Source organism: Pannonibacter indicus, assembly GCF_001418225.1.
Taxonomy (GTDB): Bacteria; Pseudomonadota; Alphaproteobacteria; order Rhizobiales; family Stappiaceae; genus Pannonibacter; species Pannonibacter indicus.
Window position 1 is genome coordinate 50,834 of the sequence record NZ_LIPT01000008.1, and the last position, 22,390, is coordinate 73,223.

The 22,390-nt window shown below is 63.2% G+C and carries 15 protein-coding genes and 2 pseudogenes; 8 read left to right on the forward strand and 9 right to left on the reverse strand.

Going from position 1 to position 22,390, the window contains the following annotated elements:
* Positions 1–432: 432 nt before the first annotated feature.
* On the forward strand, positions 433–1,896 hold the full coding sequence (locus tag ASC48_RS12600) for a methyl-accepting chemotaxis protein (protein WP_055456100.1): 1,464 nt from the start codon (positions 433–435) through the stop codon (positions 1,894–1,896).
* A gap of 199 nt (positions 1,897–2,095) precedes the next feature.
* Here ASC48_RS12600 and ASC48_RS12605 read toward each other — a convergent pair whose 3' ends face one another.
* The gene (locus tag ASC48_RS12605) at positions 2,096–3,580 is read right to left on the reverse strand and encodes an aldehyde dehydrogenase family protein (RefSeq protein ID WP_055456101.1); all 1,485 of its coding nucleotides are present in this window, start codon (positions 3,578–3,580) and stop codon (positions 2,096–2,098) included.
* 33 nt (positions 3,581–3,613) lie between these two features.
* The gene (locus ASC48_RS12610) at positions 3,614–4,057 is read right to left on the reverse strand and encodes a type III PLP-dependent enzyme domain-containing protein (protein ID WP_055456102.1); all 444 of its coding nucleotides are present in this window, start codon (positions 4,055–4,057) and stop codon (positions 3,614–3,616) included.
* 508 nt (positions 4,058–4,565) lie between these two features.
* Here ASC48_RS12610 and ASC48_RS19960 point away from each other — a divergent pair.
* Complete coding sequence (locus ASC48_RS19960) at positions 4,566–4,880, forward strand: hypothetical protein (protein WP_244270055.1); 315 nt, start codon at positions 4,566–4,568, stop codon at positions 4,878–4,880.
* Between the two features lie 35 nt (positions 4,881–4,915).
* Here the strand turns inward: ASC48_RS19960 and ASC48_RS12620 are convergent.
* Positions 4,916–5,511, reverse strand: a pseudogene (locus ASC48_RS12620) (NAD(P)/FAD-dependent oxidoreductase); the annotation flags it as partial.
* 342 nt (positions 5,512–5,853) lie between these two features.
* Between ASC48_RS12620 and ASC48_RS12625 the strand changes: the two are divergent.
* A pseudogene (locus tag ASC48_RS12625) lies at positions 5,854–6,131 on the forward strand (CopG family ribbon-helix-helix protein).
* Positions 6,132–6,414: 283 nt separating this feature from the next.
* Here the strand turns inward: ASC48_RS12625 and scpA are convergent.
* Positions 6,415–8,580, reverse strand: coding sequence for a methylmalonyl-CoA mutase (scpA, locus tag ASC48_RS12635; RefSeq protein ID WP_055456105.1), 2,166 nt, complete (start codon positions 8,578–8,580; stop codon positions 6,415–6,417).
* Complete coding sequence (locus tag ASC48_RS12640) at positions 8,577–10,565, reverse strand: methylmalonyl-CoA mutase subunit beta (RefSeq protein ID WP_055456222.1); 1,989 nt, start codon at positions 10,563–10,565, stop codon at positions 8,577–8,579. Before ASC48_RS12640 ends, scpA begins: the two co-directional genes overlap by 4 nt.
* Positions 10,566–10,970: 405 nt before the next feature.
* Between ASC48_RS12640 and ASC48_RS12645 the strand changes: the two genes are divergently transcribed.
* A complete protein-coding gene (locus ASC48_RS12645) occupies positions 10,971–11,672 on the forward strand; it encodes a helix-turn-helix domain-containing protein (RefSeq protein WP_055456106.1) in 702 nt (233 codons plus the stop codon).
* An 84-nt stretch (positions 11,673–11,756) separates the two neighbouring features.
* Here ASC48_RS12645 and ASC48_RS12650 read toward each other — a convergent pair whose 3' ends face one another.
* Entirely contained in the window at positions 11,757–12,164 is a 408-nt protein-coding gene (locus tag ASC48_RS12650; RefSeq protein ID WP_055456223.1) for a DUF4332 domain-containing protein, read from the reverse strand.
* A gap of 187 nt (positions 12,165–12,351) precedes the next feature.
* Between ASC48_RS12650 and ASC48_RS12655 the strand changes: the two genes are divergently transcribed.
* From ASC48_RS12655 to panC, 3 genes are all read left to right on the forward strand, one after another.
* Entirely contained in the window at positions 12,352–13,911 is a 1,560-nt protein-coding gene (locus ASC48_RS12655; RefSeq protein WP_055456224.1) for a helicase HerA-like domain-containing protein, read from the forward strand.
* A gap of 148 nt (positions 13,912–14,059) precedes the next feature.
* Complete coding sequence (panB, locus tag ASC48_RS12660; RefSeq protein ID WP_055456107.1) at positions 14,060–14,899, forward strand: 3-methyl-2-oxobutanoate hydroxymethyltransferase; 840 nt, start codon at positions 14,060–14,062, stop codon at positions 14,897–14,899.
* Positions 14,896–15,750, forward strand: a complete 855-nt coding sequence (panC, locus tag ASC48_RS12665) for a pantoate--beta-alanine ligase (RefSeq protein WP_055456108.1) — start codon at positions 14,896–14,898, stop codon at positions 15,748–15,750. Before panB ends, panC begins: the two co-directional genes overlap by 4 nt.
* A gap of 12 nt (positions 15,751–15,762) precedes the next feature.
* Here panC and ASC48_RS12670 read toward each other — a convergent pair whose 3' ends face one another.
* A complete protein-coding gene (locus tag ASC48_RS12670) occupies positions 15,763–17,148 on the reverse strand; it encodes a multicopper oxidase family protein (protein ID WP_055456109.1) in 1,386 nt (461 codons plus the stop codon).
* 237 nt (positions 17,149–17,385) lie between these two features.
* Between ASC48_RS12670 and ASC48_RS12675 the strand changes: the two genes are divergently transcribed.
* Positions 17,386–18,774, forward strand: a complete 1,389-nt coding sequence (locus ASC48_RS12675) for a dipeptidase (protein WP_055456110.1) — start codon at positions 17,386–17,388, stop codon at positions 18,772–18,774.
* 45 nt (positions 18,775–18,819) lie between these two features.
* Here the strand turns inward: ASC48_RS12675 and ASC48_RS12680 are convergent, their stop codons facing one another.
* Both ASC48_RS12680 and ASC48_RS12685 read right to left on the reverse strand, forming a co-directional pair.
* On the reverse strand, positions 18,820–19,566 hold the full coding sequence (locus ASC48_RS12680) for a YoaK family protein (protein ID WP_055456111.1): 747 nt from the start codon (positions 19,564–19,566) through the stop codon (positions 18,820–18,822).
* A 618-nt stretch (positions 19,567–20,184) separates the two neighbouring features.
* Positions 20,185–22,347 (reverse strand): malate synthase G, encoded by a 2,163-nt coding sequence (locus ASC48_RS12685; RefSeq protein WP_055456225.1) that lies wholly within the window; start codon positions 22,345–22,347, stop codon positions 20,185–20,187.
* Between the last annotated feature and the right edge of the window lie 43 nt (positions 22,348–22,390).

Consider the following 22,390-nt stretch of genomic DNA (forward strand, 5'->3'; position numbering starts at 1 on the left):
TTGCTGGAATTAGCAAAATTCGTATCTTCTGATTGTATCAATCAGATTTTCTGATCAAGCAGCCGGAAAGGCGGTTTGCTGATGAATTTCAGAAGCTTGAGGCCTCTTGCAGAGGCATTGCCTATTGTCCTGATCCAGCGGCACAGTCGCAAACCAATGTCCGCACCCTTTCACCATTTTCTGGCTCAGCCGGCGTTGTGTGGCACGCAAACCACCGGCAGTCCGTTCCGGACACACTTGATACAAAGACAAGACGATTGCGCCGAGGGGTTGAGGATCGCCAGATTTAACATATAGTCATTTTTAACAATACAATATCAGGCAAAATAAAATTTGCTTACGCCCTCCAGACCAACCCAGAAGTTATTCTTTATTTACGCAACTGAGCTCAAACTGCCTCTGGACATAAATTCAGCGTCCGGAGCTTCCCATATGTTTCGTATCCGCAATCCCTTCAGGGCAAAATTTGAATCCATCAGCCGTGCCCAGGCAATCATAGAGTTCAAACCTGACGGAACGATCATCACGGCAAATGATAACTTTCTCGAAGTGATGGGATACAAACTCAGCGAGATTACGGGAAAGCATCACAGTATCTTCGTGGATCCTGCCGAGGCAAAGACACCGGAGTACCGGCAGTTCTGGTCAGAACTCGCCAAGGGCAAATCGGAAACCCGGCAGTTTCGCCGCATCGGGAAAAACGGCAAGGACGTCTGGATAGCTGGATCGTACACCCCGGTGCTTGATGCCGCGGGTCAGGTTCAGAGCGTCATCAAGATCGCGTCAGATATTACGGCTGCAAAAATGCAAAGCCTTGAGACACAGGCTCTTGTCGGTGCCATCGGGCGGACCAGCGCGATAATCGAATTCACACCCGATGGCACCATTCTCACGGCAAATGCGAACTTCCTGAACCTGATGGGCTACCGGTTGGATGAAGTCGCCGGACAGCATCACAGAATGTTCCTGTCACGCGAGGAGCAGGCCTCCGAGAGCTACCGGGATTTCTGGAAGGAACTGGGAAAAGGCAAGCCAAACACAGGCGAATTCAACCGTAAGGGAAAAGGCGGCAAGGATGTCTTCGTCGTCGGCACCTACACACCTGTTCTCGACAACACCGGCAAGGTGCTGAAGGTCATCAAGATCGCAACCGATCAGACCGAGGAAATCAATCGCAGGAACGAGAACCTGCGGCTCAATAACGAATTGCTGGAGGTCGCTAGCAAACTGACCGAAGCAACCCGGCAGATACGTGACGCCAAGGACGCATCCGATACCACCTCCACCAGCGTCCAGACCATGGCTGCCGCAACGGAAGAACTGGTGGCGTCCGTCTCAGAGATCAGCAGGCAAGTGACGCATGCCAACGCTATCTCGGATCAGGCCGCAGGCGAGGCGGAAGCCTCCCGCAGCATCATGGAAAGCCTTACAGATAACTCGCAGAAAATTGGTGAGGTCCTTGAGCTGATCGATACAATCGCCAATCAAACCAACCTGCTTGCTCTCAATGCGACAATTGAAGCCGCAAGAGCCGGAGAAGCAGGCAAGGGCTTTGCCGTGGTCGCCACCGAAGTGAAGAACCTTGCAGCGCAGACAGCCAAGGCGACCGAGGAAATCGCCGGTCAGATCACGGCGGTCCAGTCCTCCGTTGATAAGGCAGGCAGGGCCATCTCCTCGATCCTCAACACGACGGAAAAAATCCGCCAGATCTCGACAACGATCGCGGCTTCTGTCGAAGAGCAGTCAGCTGTATCGCGCGATATCTCCTCCAGTATGCAATCCGCGGCAACCGAAGTGACCAAGATCAGCAGCGCCATCAGTGATATCGCAGACTCTGTGGAGCTTGTGGCCAGCACCACGCTGAAGATCCGCCGGCAGGCCCAGAAGATCAATTGATGCCCCTGTCCGGGAGCCGGTCACGCCTGCGCCATCTGAAAAGGGAGTGCCGCATCAGTGTTGCCCGCTTCGTCTGAGCGAACCCTTTTCCGGCCGGTGGCCTGAGAACCGCCCAGACCGGGCGCCCTCAAAAAAGCAGACAGCGTACGGCACGGTGTGTCCGGACGCTGTCCACAAACAACAATAGAAGACGCCGGACCTAGGCGTCCTGATAGTATCCCAGCACCGACTTGATTTCGAGATATTCCAGCATGCCCTCAAGGCCATATTCGCGCCCGTTGCCGGACTGCTTGTAGCCACCGAACGGGGCGTGCGGGTCCCAGGCCGGATAGTTCAGGTGCACCTGGCCGGAGCGGATCTGCGATGCCACGTGCCGGACCAGATCCATGCCGCTGCCCTGAACATGGGCTCCGAGGCCATAGACCGTGTCGTTGGCGATGGCGACGGCTTCCTCGACCGTGTCATAGGCAAGGATGCAGAGCACCGGCCCGAAGACCTCATCCTGCGCGATCCGCATGCCGGTGCGCACGTCTGAGAAGATGGTGGGCTTGACGAAGAACCCGGCCTTGAGGCCGTCCGGGCGGCCCTGCCCGCCAGTCAACAGCTTGGCGCCTTCGGCAATGGCCGCGCCGATCATGGTCTGAATGCGGTCAAACTGCGCGCGATTGGCGATGGCCCCGTGCGTTACCGTTTCCACAAAGGGATCCCCGACAACAATCTCGGCCGCAGCCTTGACGGCAAATGCCTCGACCTCGGCCAGCCGCGCGCGCGGCACGATCATGCGGGTCGGTGCGCTGCAGGATTGCCCCAGATTGCGGAAGCTGGCAGCAACGCCGAGGGGAACTGCACCCGCGAGATCGGCATCCGGCAGGATAACGTTGGGCGATTTGCCCCCGAGTTCCTGGGCAACGCGTTTCACCGTCGTTGCGGCAGCCTGGGCCACCGCAATGCCGGCGCGGGTGGAGCCGGTTATGGAGATCATGTCGACATCGGGATGCGCGGCGAGCGCGGCCCCAACGTCCGGGCCGCTGCCATGGACGAGGTTGAACACGCCCTCCGGGAAGCCCGCCTGCTCGATGGCTTCTGCGAAGAGCAGCGCACTCAGCGGCGACAGCTCGCTCGGCTTCAGCACCACGGTGCAGCCTGCGGCAAGGGCCGGAGCCACCTTGGCCGTGATCTGGTAGAGCGGCCAGTTCCACGGCGTGATCAGCGCACAGACGCCGATTGCCTCGCGCGCGATGGCGGTCTGGCCGCGCCGCTCGATGAACCGGAAGTCAGCAAGAACCTCCCGCGCGGCTTTCACATGGGCGATGGCCAGCGGCACCTGGGCGCTCCGCGCGTAACTGATCGCGGCCCCCATTTCGAGGCTGAGGCACTGCGCGATGCGTTCGCTCTGCGCCTCGATCTGCTGCTGCAGACGCTCCAGAAGCGCGGAGCGTTCGCCCGGCTGCGTCCGGCTCCAGCTGGCGAACGCCCGCCGTGCGGCAGACACCGCAGCATCCACATCAGCGCTGTTCCCGAGCGGAACCCGCGCAATGATCTCTTCGGTGGCCGGGTTGACCACATCGGCGTGGGCAGTGCCCTTGGGGTAAACCCATTGACCGCCGATGTAGAAAAGGCCGAGATGGCCGTTGCCGGCGAGGTGCGTGAGCGGGGACGCCGCCCTGCCAGATGTCAGTTTCATCTTGCTTCGAGCCTCTTGTCGTAGCGGCGGCCTTCACCAGCCGCGAATGCGTTCCCTGCGCGCCCCGATACCGGCATTTTCGCGCACCGCAGCCAGGGCATCGGCCTGTTCCACCGTGTCGAGCAACAGTTTGAGGTCTGCGCCTGTGCGGGTGCAAAGCTCCATGGCGCGCAGGGCAGAAGCCGGCAACAGGCCCACTGCATAAGTCATGTCACGATAGCCGTGGCTGGCGAAGTACTCGGCCTCGGCAAGCGTGGAGACGGTGATCGGCCCCGGCCCATCCGGAAAGACACGCCGTGCCACGTCAATGCTCTTTGCGGTCTTCATATGCGGGCGCAGGACCATGCCCAACTGCCGCGCGTGATCAGCCAGCCGGGTGACGTCGCGGTCGAACTTGCTGCGGTCGAGCAGAAGTGATGGCGTGACGGGACCGTGGATCGATGGCGGGTGCGGGCTGGTTTGTTCTGCGGTTTGCATGGGTGGCGCGATCCTCATCACTGGCCAAAGGATTGATTTTCAGGGGCGTACCTGAGGGCCGTCCTGCGGCCCAGGCAGGTCTTTGAAGAACCGGATGCCATTGCCCTGCGCCGGAGGCGTGGCGATGGTCATGCAAGCCGCAACCTCTCTCACGCTCTGGCTTGCCACAGGTGCAACGTGGTCCGGCTTCTGCTGAAGTCACGGACAAAATGACACTCCCCGGCCAGTCGCCCCTGCCGTTTGCCGCAATCAAGCCAGTAAAATCATTCGTTTTTGCCGTTCAATCGGCACAATTGGCGGCGGCCATGCGGGCAAAGATGCAATCTGCCCCCTGACACAGCCCCCCGACGCTGCCCCGGCCATCGGCCTGCCGCGGCACAATTCGACCATCGTGCTGCTCGACCCGCGGACCCGACGTCTGCCCGCCGTGCTTTAGAGCGGCAAGGTCAACACCTGCCGGACCGCCACCGCCGATATCACCGTCACGGCCCCCCCTTCGCGTGAACCGCTGTTCGATGCCGGCTCGGGTCGTCCCGGCAGGCATGTGGTCAACATGGGCCCGGATGTGCCCGGTAAGCACGAATTGCCAACCGGTCTCTATCCGCGTGCGCGCCTTTTCTGCGATCGGCTGTCCCAATCCGTCCAGATCGGTGATTTCCAGCACGCGCGGCAGCAGATTGACGCGGGCACTCTGAAGGTCATCCAGATCGGCGGCGTCATCAAGGAACGGGCACCCGGACGCTGCAGGGCTGACACACCGGGCCGGGGGCACGGCAGATGCCAGCTCCCCCGGCCAATGTGCGGGCCGCCCGCTCAGCACTGACGCATCACGCCCGGGTATCAGATGGCGGAGACGTCCAGCTGGGGGAAGGTCTTGCGCACGCTCTCCACCACATGCGGACCAGCCACTTCAACGGCGGCAGGTCCAGCTCCCGGTTCGTTTCAAAGATCCGGCCGTCGGTGGCCAGCAGGGCAGACAGTGAATCCGGCCCGGACAGGAACAGCTTGCCAATGCCGAGTTTGACATTCTTCAGCCGGCGGATGAACTGCGGCATGAATTCCCGGCTATAGCGGATAGCCTGGGGTGTGATTTCGAGGTTCGCCTTGCCGCTGATGGCAAGTGTGCAGCTTCCGTCCAGCCGACGCTTGATCGTGCAATAGGGCGTGGAAATCGCCTCGCCGATGTTAACCGTCGGGGCGGAGCGCAGCGCAGTCTGGCGGATGCTTGCCTGCGGGAAGCTGACCCCAAGCGGCCTCAGGAACCGCGAGGACCAGGCGCCCGCCGAACACAGCACGGCACTGGTCTTGATATAGCCCTTCTCCGTGTGCACACCGGCGATCCTGCCATTGGCCAGATCAATCCCCCGGGCGGCGCATCCCTGATGGATCGTGGCGCCCAAAGCTCTGGCCCTTTCCGCGATGGCAGGCGCGGCGAGTGCCGGTTCCGCCTTACCAGGAAGCAGGCAGCGGTGGCGCCGAGGATGTCCCCGCCAACAATGACGGCACCGGCCTCAACCGGAAGGCGTTCATCGCCCGCAATGCGTCCGGCAATGGGCGGCATGTTCCAATCAACCTCGGCTGCAGGACTGCGGACACAAAGGCCCGATCAGCCCTTCATCGCACCATGCGGGCAAAACAATGCGCCGAAATCACTCACGATGCCGCCAGATCTGCGGTCTTTTGGGCCGTCCGGCCGGTACGATCTGCTCACGTTTGGTAGCGGCCCGTGAATGGGCACATCAGGCACGAACGCGGTGAAGTATCAAAAGGTAATACCTTTTACTCCGGAACATGAGATGGCATCGGCAACCTCCATCAAGCTGGATGACAGCCTGAAAGAGCGTATCCAGAATCTGGCGGAGGCGCGTCAGCGCAGCTCGCACTGGATCATGCGCGAAGCCATTGCCCAGTATGTCGAGCGTGAGGAAAAACGCGAGGCACTGCGTCAGGAAACCCTCAAGGCATGGCAGGAATTTCAGCAAACCGGCATGCACGCCACCGCCGAAGAGGTGGACCAATGGCTGGCGAGCTGGGCTCTGACGCCGACCTGCCCGCCCCCAAATGCCGCAAGTAATCCTCGCCCCGCAGCCATACGGGACCGTCACCGGCTGCGCGAGTTTCTGCGCGAAAAGAACCCCACAGCCGCACAGCATGCAGGTGACGCCATCCGCTGGGGCTGAAGATACTCGGTACACAGCCCCGCATCCGCCGCCCTGTTGAAGGCCTGCCGGAGCAGTTCAGGGAATGGCTCGTCGATTTCGGCGATAGCGGCTATACCGCGCGCCACCAATTCGACGGTGAAACCGTCATCATTCTCGCAATCCGGCACCAGAGAGAAGCCGGTTACTCCTGATCCCTCACGCCGCCGCGCTTCCCTCATACCCCAGCCTCGCGTTCAGCTTGGCGATGAGGTCCACGGCGGCGTCGGCGATGACGGTGCCGGGGGGGAAGATGGCGGTGGCGCCGGAGGCGTAGAGGGCGCCGTAGTCCTGCGGAGGGATGACGCCGCCGACGACGATCATGATGTCCTCGCGCCCTTCTGCGGCGAGTGCCGCCTTGAGGGCGGGCACCAGGGTGAGGTGGCCGGCGGCGAGCGACGACACGCCTACCACATGCACGTCATTTTCCACCGCCTGCCGGGCGGCTTCCTCCGGGGTTGCAAACAGCGGGCCGATGTCCACGTCGAAGCCGAGGTCGGCGAAGGCGGAGGCGATCACCTTCTGGCCGCGGTCGTGGCCGTCCTGCCCCATTTTGGCGACGAGAATGCGCGGGCGGCGCCCGTCGTTCTCCTCGAAGGCCTCGACAAGCTTCTGCACCTTGCCCACCTTGTCCGACATGGCCCCTGCCTCGCGCTTGTAGACGCCGGAAATGGAGCGGATCTCCGCCTTGTGGCGGCCAAACACCTGCTCCATCGCCAGGCTGATTTCGCCCACCGTCGCCTTCGCCCTTGCCGCCTTGACGGAAAGGTCCAGCAGGTTGCCTTCGCCGGATGCAGCGCAGGCGGTGAGGGCGGCCAGCGCGGCCTGTGTTTCGGCCTCGTTGCGCTCGGCCTTGAGGCGCTGCAGCTTTTCGATCTGCATGGCGCGCACCTGCGCATTGTCCACCTTCAGAACCTCAATGGGCTCTTCGAAGTCCGGCTTGTACTTGTTGACGCCCACCACGGTCTGCGCGCCGCTGTCGATGCGCGCCTGCGTCTTGGCGGCGGCCTCCTCGATGCGCAGCTTCGGGATGCCCTTTTCGATGGCCTTGGCCATACCGCCCAGCGCCTCGACTTCTGTGATATGCGCCATGGCCTTCGCGGCGAGATCCGCCGTCAGCTTCTCCACATAGAAGGACCCGCCCCACAGATCGATGGGGCTGGTGGTGCCGCTTTCCTGCTGCAGGAACAACTGGGTGTTGCGGGCGATCCGGGCGGAAAAGTCCGTCGGCAAGGCCAGCGCCTCGTCCAGCGCGTTGGTGTGCAGCGACTGGGTGTGGCCTTGCGTCGCCGCCATAGCCTCCACGCAGGTGCGGATGACGTTGTTGTAGACATCCTGCGCCGTCAACGACCAGCCGGAGGTCTGCGAATGGGTGCGCAGCGACAGGGACTTGCCGCTCTTCGGCGCAAAATTCTGCTGCATCAGCTGCGCCCAGATCAGGCGCGCGGCGCGCAGTTTTGCCACTTCCATGAAGAAGTTCATGCCGATGGCCCAGAAGAACGACAGGCGCGGCGCGAACTGGTCGATGTCCATGCCCGCCGCCACCCCGGCGCGGGCGTATTCGATGCCGTCGGCAATGGTATAGGCCAGCTCCAGATCCGCCGTCGCCCCGGCTTCCTGCATGTGATAGCCGGAGATGGAGATGGAATTGAACTTCGGCATGTTCTGCGAGGTATAGGCAAAAATGTCCGAAATGATCCGCATCGAGGGCGCAGGCGGGTAGATGTAGGTGTTGCGGACCATGAACTCCTTGAGGATGTCGTTCTGGATGGTCCCCGACAGCAGGTTCTGCGCCACGCCCTGCTCTTCGGCGGCAACGATATAGAGCGCGAGCACCGGCAGCACGGCGCCGTTCATGGTCATGGACACGCTCATCTGATCCAGCGGGATGCCGGAAAACAGCGTGCGCATGTCGAAGATGCTGTCGATGGCCACGCCCGCCATGCCCACGTCACCGGCCACACGCGGGTGGTCGCTGTCATAGCCGCGATGGGTGGCAAGGTCGAAGGCGACGGAGAGCCCCTTCTGGCCGGCCGCCAGATTGCGCCGGTAGAAGGCGTTGGAATCCTCCGCCGTGGAGAAGCCCGCATATTGGCGCACGGTCCAGGGCTGCTGCACATACATGGTGGGATAAGGCCCGCGCACGAAAGGCGGCAGGCCGGGGTAGCTGTCGAGATGCGGGAGGCCCTCAAGATCGGCAGCTGTTGGCACCGGCGGCACGGCGATGCCCTCCGGCGTCATCCAGCTGTCCAGGCCCTCAGGCGCTTCGGCCTTGCCCAGTGCGTCACGGAACGGACGGCCCGCAAAATTCGGAATACGGCTCACAGCAGCCCCTCCCCTGATATTCCCACCTCAACTGGCAAGCCAAGACGCCTGTGCGCGTCGGCGAGGATGTCCAGCATGGCACAGCCCTCGAAGACAAAGGTGCTGACGCCTGCTTCCTTCAAGGAGGCCTCCAGTTCGCCCGGCTTTCCGGCCAGATAGATGTGCTCCGCCCCGGCGGCGGAAAGGGCCGCGGCCGCCTCCGCGCCTTGCGCGGCATAGATCTTGTCGGAAGAGACGAGGCAGACCAGCGGCGCCCCGCTGGCGCGCCAGGCCTCGACGGTGGCGCCGATGCCGTCCGTCTCTGTCCCGCCGGTCACCGGCAGGCCGCCCGCCTCGAAGAAATTCTTGGCCCAGGTTGCCCTCGCTGTGAAATCCGCCAGCGGCCCCAGCGCGGCCAGGAAAACGGTACGCCTGGACGGATTGGTCAGGGCGGCGGCCTCCCGCAGGCGCTCGAATGGCTCGGACTGGCGTTCCGGCCGCGGCATCCTGGTGTTGAGGCTGATCTCGTCGATCAGCGGGCGGGACGCCATGATGTCCGTCAGCGTCGCGCCCTGTTCCAGCGCGTCGAAAACCGCCTGCATGACGGATCCCTCCCCCGGTCTCGGCAGAGCGAGGGTTGAAGAGGCAGCGTCCAGCAGCAGATGCTCACCGGAGAGAACCCGCACCGGCCCTTCCTGCAGGTTGGGGAAGGCGCTGACGCCGGTGATCTGCTGGCGGCGGCTGGCAATCTTCTGGCTGCGCTCCGCCCTTGCCGCGTCCACGCGTTTCTGGACGGTACCGGCCATCATGGCCTCAACGATGCCGCCGGCTGCTTCCGTTTCCTGAAACAGCGCCCAGGCAGCAGCGGCCAGATCTTCAGTCCGGGCCTCGATGGCGCCGGAACCGGCGCCCGGATCGGCCACCCGGTGCAGGTTGCTCTCCTCGATCAGGATGGTCTGGGTGTTGCGGGCAACGCGCCGGGCAAAGCTGTCCGGCAGGCCGCAGGCGGTGGTGAAGGGCAGCACGCTGATACTGTCCGCCCCGCCCACGCCGGCCGCAAAGCAGGCCACGGTGCCGCGCAGAATGTTCACGTATGGATCGGCCTTGGTCAGCATCCGCCAGGAGGTTTCCATATGCAGATGCAGGTGGTGTTGCGGCAACCCGCTTTGCTCCAGCACAGCCGCCCAGAGACGGCGCATCGCCCGCGCCTTTGCAATGGTGCCGGTCTGGTCGGCCGTGGCGGCCAGCGTCATGCTGATGCGGGCGGCCGGGTTGTCCCCGCCTGCTCCTTCTGCATCAAAGTCGCGCAGATACTGCAGGGCGGCTGCCAGCGTCCAGGCAAGTTCCTGGGCATCAGTTGCCCCGCGGTTATGCCAGCTGCGGCCATCACTGCACATCAACGGCCCGTTCAGGCCGCGATCCGCCGCGAAACGGTCCAGATCGGCCATCCGCTTGCGCAATACGGGAATGGAATTCTTGAGCGTGCCAGTGTGCACCAGCTTGGTCACATAGTCACTGCAAGAAATGATATTAAGCTTCGACACGTCCAGCCCCATGCGCTGAGCGTGACCAATCAGCAGGGCCAGCGTCGAACCGCTTTCATAACCGCCATCGACCCGTATGGTGATGAGATCGGTGTAGACGCCTTCGAACAGACGGTCGAACCCGGCTGCATCCTGCGCCCCGCAGCCAAAGCCATGGGCATTGGCTGAGGAGGTCAGAACCAGGTCGATGCCATCGGCACCGCCCGCCAGATCCTCCAGCAGCAGCCGGTTGGCAGCTTCCACATCCGGGTGGTCAACGCGCTGCAGAATTTTCCAGGGCTGCCCGGCCGGGCGGCCAGCGCGCGGGGAGGCTTCCGCCTTGCGCGGATACAAGGGCGCAATGGCAAGGCTGTCCTCGCTGCGCGAGACGAGACGCTCGCGCGGAGCGCCCTTCAGCGCCTTGTCAACGGCTGCCAGCCATGCAGCTTCATCAGGTGTCCAGTCCGGGTGCAATTCTGCCACGACGCTCAACTCCTCGGGATTGTCACCTTTATTTCATTTGAGGGAGAGTGAGACAAGCTCGCCCAAAGGCTGAAGCCTTTCCGCCAACGGACGCAGCGTTATCATGATGATAACCATCCAGCCGCCGTTTGCCCGTCTTTGCCTGATTGTTCCGGCATCAGGTGCAGATTGGCGGATTTGGCAAAAACTCTGCTCATATTACGGTTGGTATTTTTATGGTTTCTAGGCTAAAAGCAAAGACAAGCTTCCGGCAAGCAAAACGCCTGTTTCCCGGCAGCCCGCAGACCGGAAACGCTTCCCATCAAAAAACAGCGGACGGCCTGCAGACCCGAATAAGGTCAAACTTCCGGTCACCCGGAAGTATAACAACAAGCGGTTCATGCCGCCTGCAAGTGGATGTGCACAATGATGGATGAAGCTGAACTCAGCACAGAGCTGCGTACCATTTCAGAGTCGGACTCTGCCCAGATTGTCCTTGACGTTCTGGAGACAAATCTCCGCCGTCTGGGGGCGACCCATATTCTCGTCACCGGCCTGCCGATGCCCAAGCGCTCCATCGAGAGCCTGGTACAGCGCTACCGCTGGCCGGATGCACGCACCGGTTCGGCTGACAATCCGCCGCTCTCGGCCAATGATGCGGTCCTGTCCCTCGGCCTTGCCTCGGACCGCACGTCGGTCTGGACAGTGTCGGCCGGTGACACACAGCATTCGCGCCTGATGGCTGCGGTTGGAGAAGGCTACCAGATCATCGCGGTGCCGGTGACCGAACTGCAGCCCTTCCAGGCCTTCGTCTATTGCGCCGGCCCCAGCCTCAAGTCCGACAAATGCTCGCTCGCGGCCATCGAAATGATTGCGGAAGCGGTCTTCGTGAAGCTGCAGGACATGGGTGTCATCACCGCCCAGCGCCCCGGCGCATTGTCCACCCGCGAGCGCAAGGTGCTTGAACTCACCGCCTTCGGCAAGACTGCAGGGGAAATTGCCGAGCTTCTGGATATTTCCCAGCGTACGGTGCATGCCCACCTGCAGAACGCCAGCGTCAAGCTGAACGCCTCCAACAAGACCCATACGGTCGTTGAGGCCCTGCGCTACGGGCAGATCCGCGTCTGAGCGCGGATGAGGGCAAGATTCCGAAGGCCCGCCAGTTGCATCCGGCGGGCCTTTTGTTTTTCAGGCAGCTGCGAAGCTCGGCTGTCAGTATGTGAGGATGGCCGGCAGTTGCTTGGCCTCTTCGATCCATCGGGCCACCATCGTCTCCGACGGCACCTGGCGGACAAGTCTTTTCACCGAATTCACCTCGGCCATTTTCGCGGTCAGATTTGCGGGCACCCGGTGCTTCAGTTCCTTCACAGTGTCGACACCAGCTGCTTCCAGCAGTTCGGAATATTCCTCTGCAACGCCCCTGATGCGCATCAGATCGGCCATGTTGGCCCATTTCAGGATCCGCTTGTGTTCGATGCCGGTTTCCGCGCCCAGCGCCTCGCGCCCCTTGGGATCCTTGGCAAGCTCCAGCAGATCGCCGGTCGTCCGGATGCCCGCCGCGTGAAGCCTTTCTGCATAGACAGGACCGATGCCTTCAATATCAATGACTGGATAAGACATGCGCATTACTCCCTTTAGCTCCCACCGGTCCGGCGCCGCAGCACCACCACCAATGCATTGAAGCCGCTGCGTCAAAAAATGCAATCACCCATGCCGCAACATTTTCCCGGGAGTGATTTGCCTCTGGACCGGGTCACATGCGGTGATAGAAATCACCAAGGGACATGACGCCAAAGGACGGGAAAACGTGACGGACAGCATTTTCATTGGCAGCAGCGGCAAGGATGAGGTTCTGAACCTGAAGTTTGCCAACCGGCACGGGCTCATCACCGGGGCCACCGGCACCGGCAAGACGGTGACATTGCAGATCCTGGCGGAGGGCTTTTCCAAGGCCGGCGTCCCGGTCTTCTGTGCCGATGTGAAGGGCGATCTGTCGGGCATTGCCATGCCGGGCGATCCCAAGGACTTCCTGCTGAAGCGGGCAAAGGACATCGGCTATGCAGACCGCTATGAATTTGAAGGCTTCCCCACCGTCTTCTGGGATCTATTCGGCGAGCAGGGCCATCCGCTCAGGGCAACCATCTCCGAGATCGGACCGCTGCTTCTGGCCCGGATGCTGGATCTCAACGAAACGCAGGAAGGCGTGCTGAACATTGCCTTTGAACTGGCTGATGATGAGGGCCTGCTGCTGCTGGATCTGAAGGATCTGCGCGCCATGATCGCCCATGTGGGCGAGCGGGCGGCCGAGCTGTCACGCATCTATGGCAATGTGTCTTCCGCCTCTGTGGGCGCCATTCAGCGCGCCTTGCTGGTGCTCGAACGCGAAGGCGCCGACAAGTTCTTTGGCGAGCCTGCCCTCGACATCCGCGACTTTGCCCGTCAGAGCCGCGATGGGCTCGGCACCATCAACATTCTGGCCGCCGACCGGCTGATGCACTCGCCCCGGCTCTATGCCACCTTCCTGCTGTGGATGCTGTCGGAGCTGTTCGAGGAGCTGCCCGAGGTGGGCGATCCGGAAAAGCCAAAGCTGGTCTTTTTCTTCGACGAGGCGCATCTTCTGTTCACCGGTGCCCCCAAGGCGCTGCTGCAGAAGGTGGAACAGGTGGTGCGTCTGATCCGCTCCAAGGGCGTGGGCGTTTATTTCGTCACCCAGAACCCGATGGACGTGCCCGAGACGGTGCTGGCGCAGCTTGGCAACCGGGTTCAGCACGCATTGCGGGCCTTCACCCCGCGTGAGCAGAAGGCCGTGCGGGCCGCCGCCGAAACCTTCCGCCCCAACCCGAACCTTGATACCAGCAGCGTCATCATGGAAATGGGCGTTGGCGAGGCTTTGGTTTCGACGCTTGAAGGCAAGGGTGTGCCCTCTGTCGTGCAGCGCACGCTCATCCGTCCGCCCTCCTCCCGCCTTGGCCCCATCAGCGCGGCAGAGCGGCGCGACTGCATCCAGTCCAGCCCCCTCTTCGGCCTGTATGAGCGCGCCCGTGACCGGGAATCCGCCTATGAAATGCTAACCGAGCGCGCGCGTGATCAGGCGCGGATCGAGGAGCGCCAGCGGGAAGACGATCTGCGCACCGGCGCCTATGACCGGGAAGAGCCAGCCCGCCGCACGCGCACCGGCTTCCAACTGCCGGATTTCGGCCGCGACGACCGGCCCCGGCAGGACAGCCAGACCCAGCGGCGGCAGCGGGCCTCTTCCCGCGACACTGCACTGGAAGCAGGCATGAAATCCGCCGCCCGCAGCCTTGGCTCCTCGCTGGGCCGGGCGCTGGTGCGCGGTGTTCTGGGCTCGCTCAAGCGGGGCTTCTGAGCCCTGCTTCACCACTGCGGCGCACAATTCACTTCGCAGACGCAAGAAAATATGCCAATGACGCAGGCCATGCGCAACGCATCGGCCTGCGGCGGCCCCGCCCGGACCTTCCGGCAGTCTCCGCCATCAGGCATCTGGGAGGAACTGCATGAGCGCTTCGGCTTCCGTCAGCGGCCTGACGCCGCCCGAGATCAAGGCCCGCAAGGGAGGCACACCGCTGGTGTGCCTCACCGCCTACACCACCCCCGTCGCCCGCATTGCCGACACCGCCTGTGACGTGGTCCTGGTGGGCGACAGTGTCGGCATGGTGCTGCATGGCCTGCCCTCCACGCTCGGCGTCACCATGGAGATGATGGTCCTGCATGGCCAGGCCGTCCGGCGCGGCGTCGAAAAGGCCCTGCTCGTCATCGACATGCCCTTCGGCTCCTACGAGGAGAGCCCGGAACAGGCCTTCCGCAATGCCGCACGGCTGATGCGCGAAACGGGTGCTGGCGCGGTCAAGCTTGAGGGCGGCGAGACAATGGCGGAGACCATCGCCTTCCTCACCCGGCGCGGCATTCCCGTCATGGCCCACATCGGCCTGACGCCGCAGGCGGTCAACGCTTTTGGCGGCTACAAGGTGCAGGGACGGGGCGAGGATCGCGCCCGCATTCTGGCCGATGCCCATGCGGTGGCGCAGGCCGGCGCCTTTTCGGTGGTGCTGGAAAAAGTGCCGGACAGCCTCGCGCGTCAGATCACGCAGGAGCTGGCCATTCCCACCATCGGCATCGGCGCCTCGGTGGATTGCGACGGGCAGATCCTCGTTATCGACGACATGCTCGGCATGTTCACCGCCTTCCGCCCCCGCTTCGTCAAGCGCTACGCCGAACTGGGCCACACGGCGAAGGCTGCCGTTGCTGCCTATGCCGAAGAGGTGCGCGCCCGCAGCTTCCCCGGCCCCGAACATGTCTTCGCTGACGCGCCTCGCTCCAAGGGAGAAAAAGCATGAGCCTTGAGACGATCAACCGCCTTGCCGCCCTGCGTGCCCGCACTGCCGGCTGGCGGCGCGAGGGGCTGACCATTGGCGTGGTGCCCACCATGGGCGCGCTGCATGACGGCCATCTCAGCCTCGTGCGCACCGCCCTCACCCGCACCGACCGGGTCATCGTCACCCTTTTCGTCAACCCGAAGCAGTTCAACAACGCGGCGGATCTCGCCGCCTATCCGCGCACGGCCGAAAGCGATGCGGCCAAGCTCACACCGCTCGGCACCCATGTGCTCTACGCGCCGGAAGTGGAAGAGATCTATCCGGACGGTTTTGCCACCAATGTCTCCGTCAGCGGCGTCAGCGAAGGCCTGTGCGGCGCGCACCGGCCGGGGCACTTCGATGGCGTTGCAACGGTCGTCAGCAAGCTTCTGCTGCAGACCGGCGCAGACCTTGCCTTCTTCGGCGAGAAGGATTTCCAGCAACTGCAAGTGGTCAAGCGCATGGTACGTGATCTCGACATCCCGGTGGAGATCGTCCCCTGCCCGACGGTGCGCGAGGCGGACGGCCTCGCCATGTCATCCCGCAATGTGCGCCTGTCAGCGCAGGCCCGCAACACGGCAGCAGCCCTGCCCGCCGTCCTCTTCGCCGCCGCAGAGCGCCTGTCTGGCGGTGAAGCGGCAGAGCCCGTTCTGGCAGATGCCCGCGCAGCCATTGCAGCTGCCGGCTTCGGCGACCTTGAATATCTGGAACTGCGCGCCGAAAGCGACCTGACGCCCATGTCCCGCGCCGACCGCCCCGCCCGCCTCCTCGCCGCCGTCTGGCTCGACGGCGTGCGCCTGATCGACAATGTAGAGGTGATGCCGCGGGTGTGAGCTGCCCTTTCGTCACGCCTCAACGGAAATATAGCCCGTCAGGCCGGTCTTCTGATGTTCGATGACGTGACAGTGGAAGGCCCAGTTGCCGGGGTTGTCGGCCACAAGGCCGACCTCGATGGTTTCCTGCGCCATCAGCAGCGCCGTATCGGTCACCAGCGGCGGCAGTTCGCGCTTGTTGGAGCGCAGCAGCTGGAAGGACAGGCCGTGCAGATGGATGGGGTGGTCGTTCTGCGTCTCGTTGCGCAGGCGCAGCACATAGGACCTGCCCTTGCGCAGCACCGCCAACGGATCGACCGGCCCCGGCGTATCCCCCTGCCAGGCCACCCGGTTGATGGACCAGAAATTCAGCCCCAGCGTGCCGCAGATGCTGGGCTGCGGCGCGGTTCCATCCGGCGTCCAGCCAAAGACGAAATCGATGGTTTCCGCCGAGGCCAGATCCGGCAGCAGCACGGGATTGGCGGGCAGCGGCTTCAGCTCCGCCAGACTGCGCTTAAGGCTCTGCCCTTGCGCCTTCAGCCGGGCCATCACGCGCGGCCCCTTCTGGGTGGCCAGCGTCACCTGCACCTCCTGCCCTTCCCCATCCGGCATGCGCAGCGCCACATCAGCGCGCTGGCCGGGGGCAAGAAGAATGCTGTCAGCAGACAGCGGCGAAGCCAGCGGGTTGGAATCCAGCGCAATCACCCGCGCCTCGCCGCCTGAAACAGCAAAGGTTCCAACGCGCGTTACATCCGTCATGATCAGGCGCAGCCGCACAAGCCCGCCCGCCGGGGCCTCATAGACGGGCTCTTCCCGCCAGTTTGCCGTGGAGACCGTGCCCAGCGTGCCGCCTCTGGCCGCGTTGCGCAGCTTGTAGAACTCGATGAACTGCCCGTCGCTGCCCAGCCGGAAATCGCGCAGGTTCAGCGGCAGATCGAGGTCAAAGCCGGGGTCTTCCGCCTCTTCCACGATCAGCGTGCCCGTCAGCCCTCTGGCCATCTGCTCCAGTGTGTTGCAATGGGGGTGATACCAGAAGGTGCCCGCATCCGGCGCGGTCAGCTCGTAGCGGAAGCTCTGTCCCGGCTCGATGGGGTCCTGCGTCAGGTAGGGCACGCCGTCCATGGCATTGGCGATGCGCAGGCCGTGCCAATGCACCACGGAAGCCTCTTCCAGCTGGTTCTGCACATCGACAATGAAAGGCTGGCCCTGCTTGAGCCGCAGCACAGGCGGCACGCCCGTATCGCCGAAACCCATCATGCCGCGGGTAACGGTGCCAGGGCGCAATTCATGCTCGCAAGGGCGGATCGGCAGCACGAAATCCGCCGCCTTTGCCCGGCTTGCGGCAAGACCGCCCGCCCCGAAGGCCGCAAGGCTTGCGGCTGTCCCGGTCAGGAATTCGCGGCGGGAGATGGAGAACATGAGTTTTTCCTTCAGCTTGTGCCAGCGATCCTAGCACCGGCACGGCCAGATGCAATTTGGCCGGAAGGAACGGATTGACGCAGGGCGCAGCCATCTGTGTCCTTTGTCCGCGGCACACTTGCCCCGCTGGTCCGATGCCGCCATTGTGGCGCAACCGGAGCAAGGTCCCATGCCTTCGCCCCCGCCTTTTGCCCCCCTTTTGCCTCTTGATGGCAGACACACCCCAGGAGCCTCTTTATGAGCCAGATCGACAAGGTTCTCGCCCGCATTGACGCGGATCTCGACAACGCCCTTGCGCGCCTCTTCGACCTTATCAAGATCCCCAGCATCTCCACCGACCCATCCTACAAGGCCGATTGCCGCAAGGCGGCCGAGTGGCTGGCGGCAGAGCTGACCAGCATCGGCATTCCTGCAAGCGTGCGTGATACGGCGGGTCATCCGATGGTCGTCGGCCACCGCAAGTCCGGCAAGCCCGGCCCGCATGTGCTGTTCTACGGTCACTATGACGTGCAGCCGGTCGATCCGCTGAACCTTTGGGAGACAGATCCCTTCGAACCGCGCATTGTCACCCGCGCCGATGGCTCGAAGATGATCGTTGCGCGCGGTGCCGCCGACGACAAGGGCCAGTTGATGACCTTCGTCGAAGCCGCCCGCGCCTATATCGCCGAAACGGGCGATCTGCCGGTGGATGTCTCCATCCTGTTCGAGGGCGAGGAAGAATCCGGATCGCCCTCGCTGCACCCGTTCCTTGAAGCAAACCGTGACGAACTCTCCTGCGACCTCGCGCTTGTCTGCGACACCAGCATGTGGGACCGGGACACCCCGGCCATTGCCCTGATGCTGCGCGGCATGGTGGGGGACGAGATCATCGTCAAGGCCGCCGCCCGTGACCTGCACTCGGGCAGCTACGGCGGCTCGGCACAGAACCCGAACCATATCGTCGCCAGCATCATTGCGGGCCTGCATGACGAGAACGGCCGCATCACCCTGCCCGGCTTCTATGACGGCGTGCATGACCTGCCGGAGAGCCTCGCCGCAATGTGGTCGAAGCTCGATTTCTCGGCAGAGGAATTTCTTGGAGAAATCGGCCTCAAGTATCCGCGCGGCGAAAAGGGCCGCCTGCCTCTGGAGCACATCTGGACCCGGCCGACCGCCGAAGTGAACGGCATGTGGGGCGGCTATCAGGGGCCCGGCTCCAAGACGGTGATTCCGGCGGAAGCCCATGCCAAGTTCACCTTCCGCCTCGTTGGCGATCAGGATCCGGAAAAGGTGCGCGAATCCTTCCGCGCCTATGTACGCTCCAAGATCCCCGCGGACTGCACGGTGGATTTCATCGCCAAGGACGGCAGCCCGGCCATTTCCCTCAACCCGGATATGCCGGCCATTGCCAAGGGTCAGGCGGCGCTGAAGGCCGAATGGGGCAAGGAAGCCGCCCTCATCGGCATGGGCGGCTCCATTCCGATCGTCGGCGACTTCAAGCGCATGCTCGGCATGGACAGCATGCTCATCGGCTTCGGTCTTGATGACGACCAGATCCACTCGCCCAACGAGAAATACGAGCTGAAGAGCTTCCACAAGGGCATCCGCTCCTGGGCCCGCGTGCTGGAAGAACTGGCCAAGGCCTGATCAGATGCCTTCTGCCTGACCGCTCCGGACAATGCTCCGGAGCGGTCAAGCCCCGGCGCCCGAGGCGCCGTTCTGGCGGCTGCGCTTGCGCACATGGAAGATAGCCCGCGTGGCAATGAGGCTGAGCGCGCCGGAGCAGATGAACAAGAGCCCCGCCCCGATCTCCCGGTAGACGAGAACACCCGCCACGCCTCCGGCAAGGAACGACAGGATCGTCGCTCCGTGCAGGCGCAGCTTGGCCATGTTGTGGGCTGCATCCGTCTGCGTATCGCGCCCGCGCGCAATATCAACGGCAACCCCGATCTCGATGCCGATATCCGTCGCCATGCCGGAGACATGCGTCGTGCGCACCCGCGCATCGGAAATGCGGGTAACCGTTGCATTCTGCAGCCCCATAAGGAAGGCAAGGCCCAGCACCAGCACCGTGCTGCGCCATTCCGCCAGCAGCCACAGGTCGGCTGCCGCCAGCGCCGCCAGCAGAACGGCCTCACTGAAGATGCTGTAGGCATAGATGCCGATATTTCCTCTGCGGCGCCCGGCACTGATCATCAGAGCGGACACGGCAGCACCGGCGACAAACACCACGACGATCGTCAGGAAAAACAGGGCCGGCAGCCAGTTGCCCTCAGCCGCCTTGTCGGAGAACAGCGAGACATTGCCCGTCATGTTGGCCGAGAAGAAACCGACAGCGTAAAAAGCTGCCGCATTCAGCGCGCCAGAAATCGCAGCAAGCGAGCAGGCCAGCGCCAGATCGATCCGCTCGTTGCGTGCAAGCCCTTCCGCAATCAGCATGTTGACAGTCCCGTCTCCATCCGCGACATCCCATTTGCGGCAAGGCTATAGCGGGCGCAGCAGAACGCAAGGCACTATGCCCGTCAGATGGAAAAACACCGGGTGGGTCCGCAAAAAACGGCAACCCCGCTGCCGCAGCTGCGGGGTTGCCTTCTTCAAACAATTGACCAGCCCAAGACGGACAGTCAGTGCAATCTCCAGAACAGGCACACGCCTGCATCGAACTGGAAACAAGCACTTTCCGTCCAGTCTCCCCGGCTGCTGGCCTTGCAACCGGAGCCCGGTACCGGGCGCCTTCTGGCTCTTCTCGCACCGGTGGTACAGCGTCGATGGGGCGCGTTATGCGTTCTGTACCAACGTCAAGGTATGCTTGTCCCCTTGCGCTTTCAAGCCGAATGAGAAGCATGCAGAAAGCTTGTCTAGATGAATCCCACCAAAGTCTTACAATGTTTAACGAAAACGCTTAAAGACGCACCAAAACGACACAACCGCCCCACACGTTCACAGGGCGCGCGGACAAGTATCGAGAATCACAGCTCATTTCAGCGGCTTCACCCCCAAGAGAAAAGGCGCAGGCAACCGCTGCCTGCGCCTCCTGCTTTTCCCTTGCTGCTGGTCTCAGCCGCGCTGGCGGGCCTTGGCTTCGCGGCGGCGGGCGTGCAGCACCGGCTCGGTGTAGCCATTGGGCTGTTCAACGCCCTTGAACACCAGATCGCAGGCCGCCTGGAACGCAACGGATCCGTCGAAATCTGCGGCCATCGGCTGATAGGCCGGATCACTGGCATTCTGCCGGTCCACCACAGCAGCCATGCGCTTCATGGTTTCCATCACCTGTTCGCGTGAGCAGACGCCATGGCGCAGCCAGTTGGCGATATGCTGCGAGGAGATACGCAGTGTCGCCCGGTCCTCCATCAGCCCCACGTTGTGAATGTCCGGGACCTTGGAGCAGCCGATGCCTTGATCCACCCAGCGCACCACATAGCCAAGGATGCCCTGGGCATTGTTGTCGAGTTCGGCCTGGATGTCTTCCGCGCTCCAGTTCGGCCGTGTGGCCACCGGGATGGAGAGAATGCCCTCCAGCTTTGCCTTCGGGCGGCTCTTCAGCTCCTCCTGGCGGGCGGCAACGCAAACCTTGTGGTAATGCAGCGCATGCAGTGCGGCAGCGGTGGGCGACGGCACCCAGGCGGTGTTGGCGCCGGCCATCGGGTGGCCGATCTTCTGCTCGATCATCGCCTTCATCAGGTCCGGCATGGCCCACATGCCCTTGCCGATCTGCGCATGGCCCGGCAACCCGCAGGCAAGACCCACATCAACGTTATTGGCTTCATAGGCCGAGATCCATGCGGCGGCCTTCATGTCGCCCTTGCGGATCATCGGCCCGGCTTCCATCGAGGTATGTATCTCGTCGCCCGTGCGGTCGAGGAAGCCGGTGTTGATGAAGAACACCCGGTCCTTCGCAGCGCGGATGCACTCCTTCAGGTTCACCGTGGTGCGGCGCTCCTCGTCCATGATGCCCATCTTCAGCGTATTACGGGCCATGCCCAGCACATCCTCGATGCGCGCAAACAGCGTGTCGGCAAAGGCCACCTCCTCCGGCCCGTGCATCTTCGGCTTGACGATATAGACCGAGCCCGCCCGGCTGTTGGCGCGCCGGCCCTTCGGCCCGATGTCATGCAACGCAATGGCCGCCGTCACCATGCCGTCGAGAATGCCTTCCGGCACCTCGTTGCCCTCCGCATCCAGCACCGCATCGATGGTCATCAGATGCCCGACATTGCGCACCAGCATCAGCGAGCGGCCATGCAGCGTGAAGGTGTCCCCTCGCGGCGACAGATAGGTCCGGTCGCCATTGAGGCGGCGGGTCATCTGGCGCCCGCCCTTCTCGAACGTGTCTTCCAGATCGCCCTTCATCAGGCCCAGCCAGTTGGCATAGACCGTCACCTTGTCTTCCGCATCCACGGCGGCAACGGAATCCTCGCAGTCCATGATGGTGGACAGCGCCGCCTCCACCACGACATCGGCGATGCCCGCCTTGTCCGTGGCGCCGATCCGGTGGGTGCGGTCCCGCAGGATTTCCAGATGCAGGCCGTTGCGGCGCAGCAGCACCTTCTCCGGGTCCTGAGCCCCGCCCGTATAACCGGCGAACTGCTCCGGTGCAGCAAGCCCGGTCTTGCCGGACATGAGCGAACAGACCAGCGCCCCGCCTTCGACGGCAAGCCCTGTCACCTGCGACCAGGAGCCTTCGGCCAAAGGCGCCGCCTCATCCAGCACCTTGCGGGCATAGGCAATCACCTGCGCCCCGCGCGCTTCGTCATAGCCACCGCCTGCCGGTGGCGTGCCCATGGCATCGGTGCCGTACAGCGCATCATATAGGGAGCCCCAGCGGGCATTGGCCGCGTTCAGTGCATAGCGCGCATTCATCACCGGCACCACGAGCTGCGGCCCGGCGACTTCGCCGATTTCCGGGTCCACATTCTGCGTGCCAACCGCAAAATCCGCGCCTTCCGGCACCAGATAGCCAAGCTCGGTCAGAAAGGCCTTGTAGACCTCCATATCCGGCACACCCGGATTGGCCCGGTGCCAGGCATCAATGGCGGCCTGCAGCCCGTCGCGCTTTTCAAGGAGGGCCCGGTTCACCGGCGCCAGATCCGCCAGGATCTTCGCAAAGCCGCTCCAGAACACCTGCGGACTGATGCCAGTGCCCGGCAGGGCCTGATCATTCACGAAGTCATGAAGCGCGCGCGCAATCTTCAGGCCATCGATTTCAATCCGCTCTGTCATGTCCAGCTCCCGGCAACTGCCCTGTGCAAACACCTCTCGCGGC

Excerpts from the sequence above, each read along its gene's own strand:
- ASC48_RS12680 (WP_055456111.1), bottom strand. The coding sequence starts at position 19,566 with ATGCTGATTGCGGAAGGGCTTGCACGCAACGAGCGGATCGATCTGGCG.
- ASC48_RS12600 (WP_055456100.1), top strand. The coding sequence starts at position 433 with ATGTTTCGTATCCGCAATCCCTTCAGGGCAAAATTTGAATCCATCAGC.
- ASC48_RS12650 (WP_055456223.1), bottom strand. The coding sequence starts at position 12,164 with ATGTCTTATCCAGTCATTGATATTGAAGGCATCGGTCCTGTCTATGCA.
- ASC48_RS12610 (WP_055456102.1), bottom strand. The coding sequence starts at position 4,057 with ATGCAAACCGCAGAACAAACCAGCCCGCACCCGCCATCGATCCACGGT.
- ASC48_RS12605 (WP_055456101.1), bottom strand. The coding sequence starts at position 3,580 with ATGAAACTGACATCTGGCAGGGCGGCGTCCCCGCTCACGCACCTCGCC.
- panC (WP_055456108.1), top strand. The coding sequence starts at position 14,896 with ATGAGCCTTGAGACGATCAACCGCCTTGCCGCCCTGCGTGCCCGCACT.
- ASC48_RS12670 (WP_055456109.1), bottom strand. The coding sequence starts at position 17,148 with ATGTTCTCCATCTCCCGCCGCGAATTCCTGACCGGGACAGCCGCAAGC.
- ASC48_RS12645 (WP_055456106.1), top strand. The coding sequence starts at position 10,971 with ATGATGGATGAAGCTGAACTCAGCACAGAGCTGCGTACCATTTCAGAG.
- ASC48_RS12685 (WP_055456225.1), bottom strand. The coding sequence starts at position 22,347 with ATGACAGAGCGGATTGAAATCGATGGCCTGAAGATTGCGCGCGCGCTT.
- panB (WP_055456107.1), top strand. The coding sequence starts at position 14,060 with ATGAGCGCTTCGGCTTCCGTCAGCGGCCTGACGCCGCCCGAGATCAAG.
- ASC48_RS12675 (WP_055456110.1), top strand. The coding sequence starts at position 17,386 with ATGAGCCAGATCGACAAGGTTCTCGCCCGCATTGACGCGGATCTCGAC.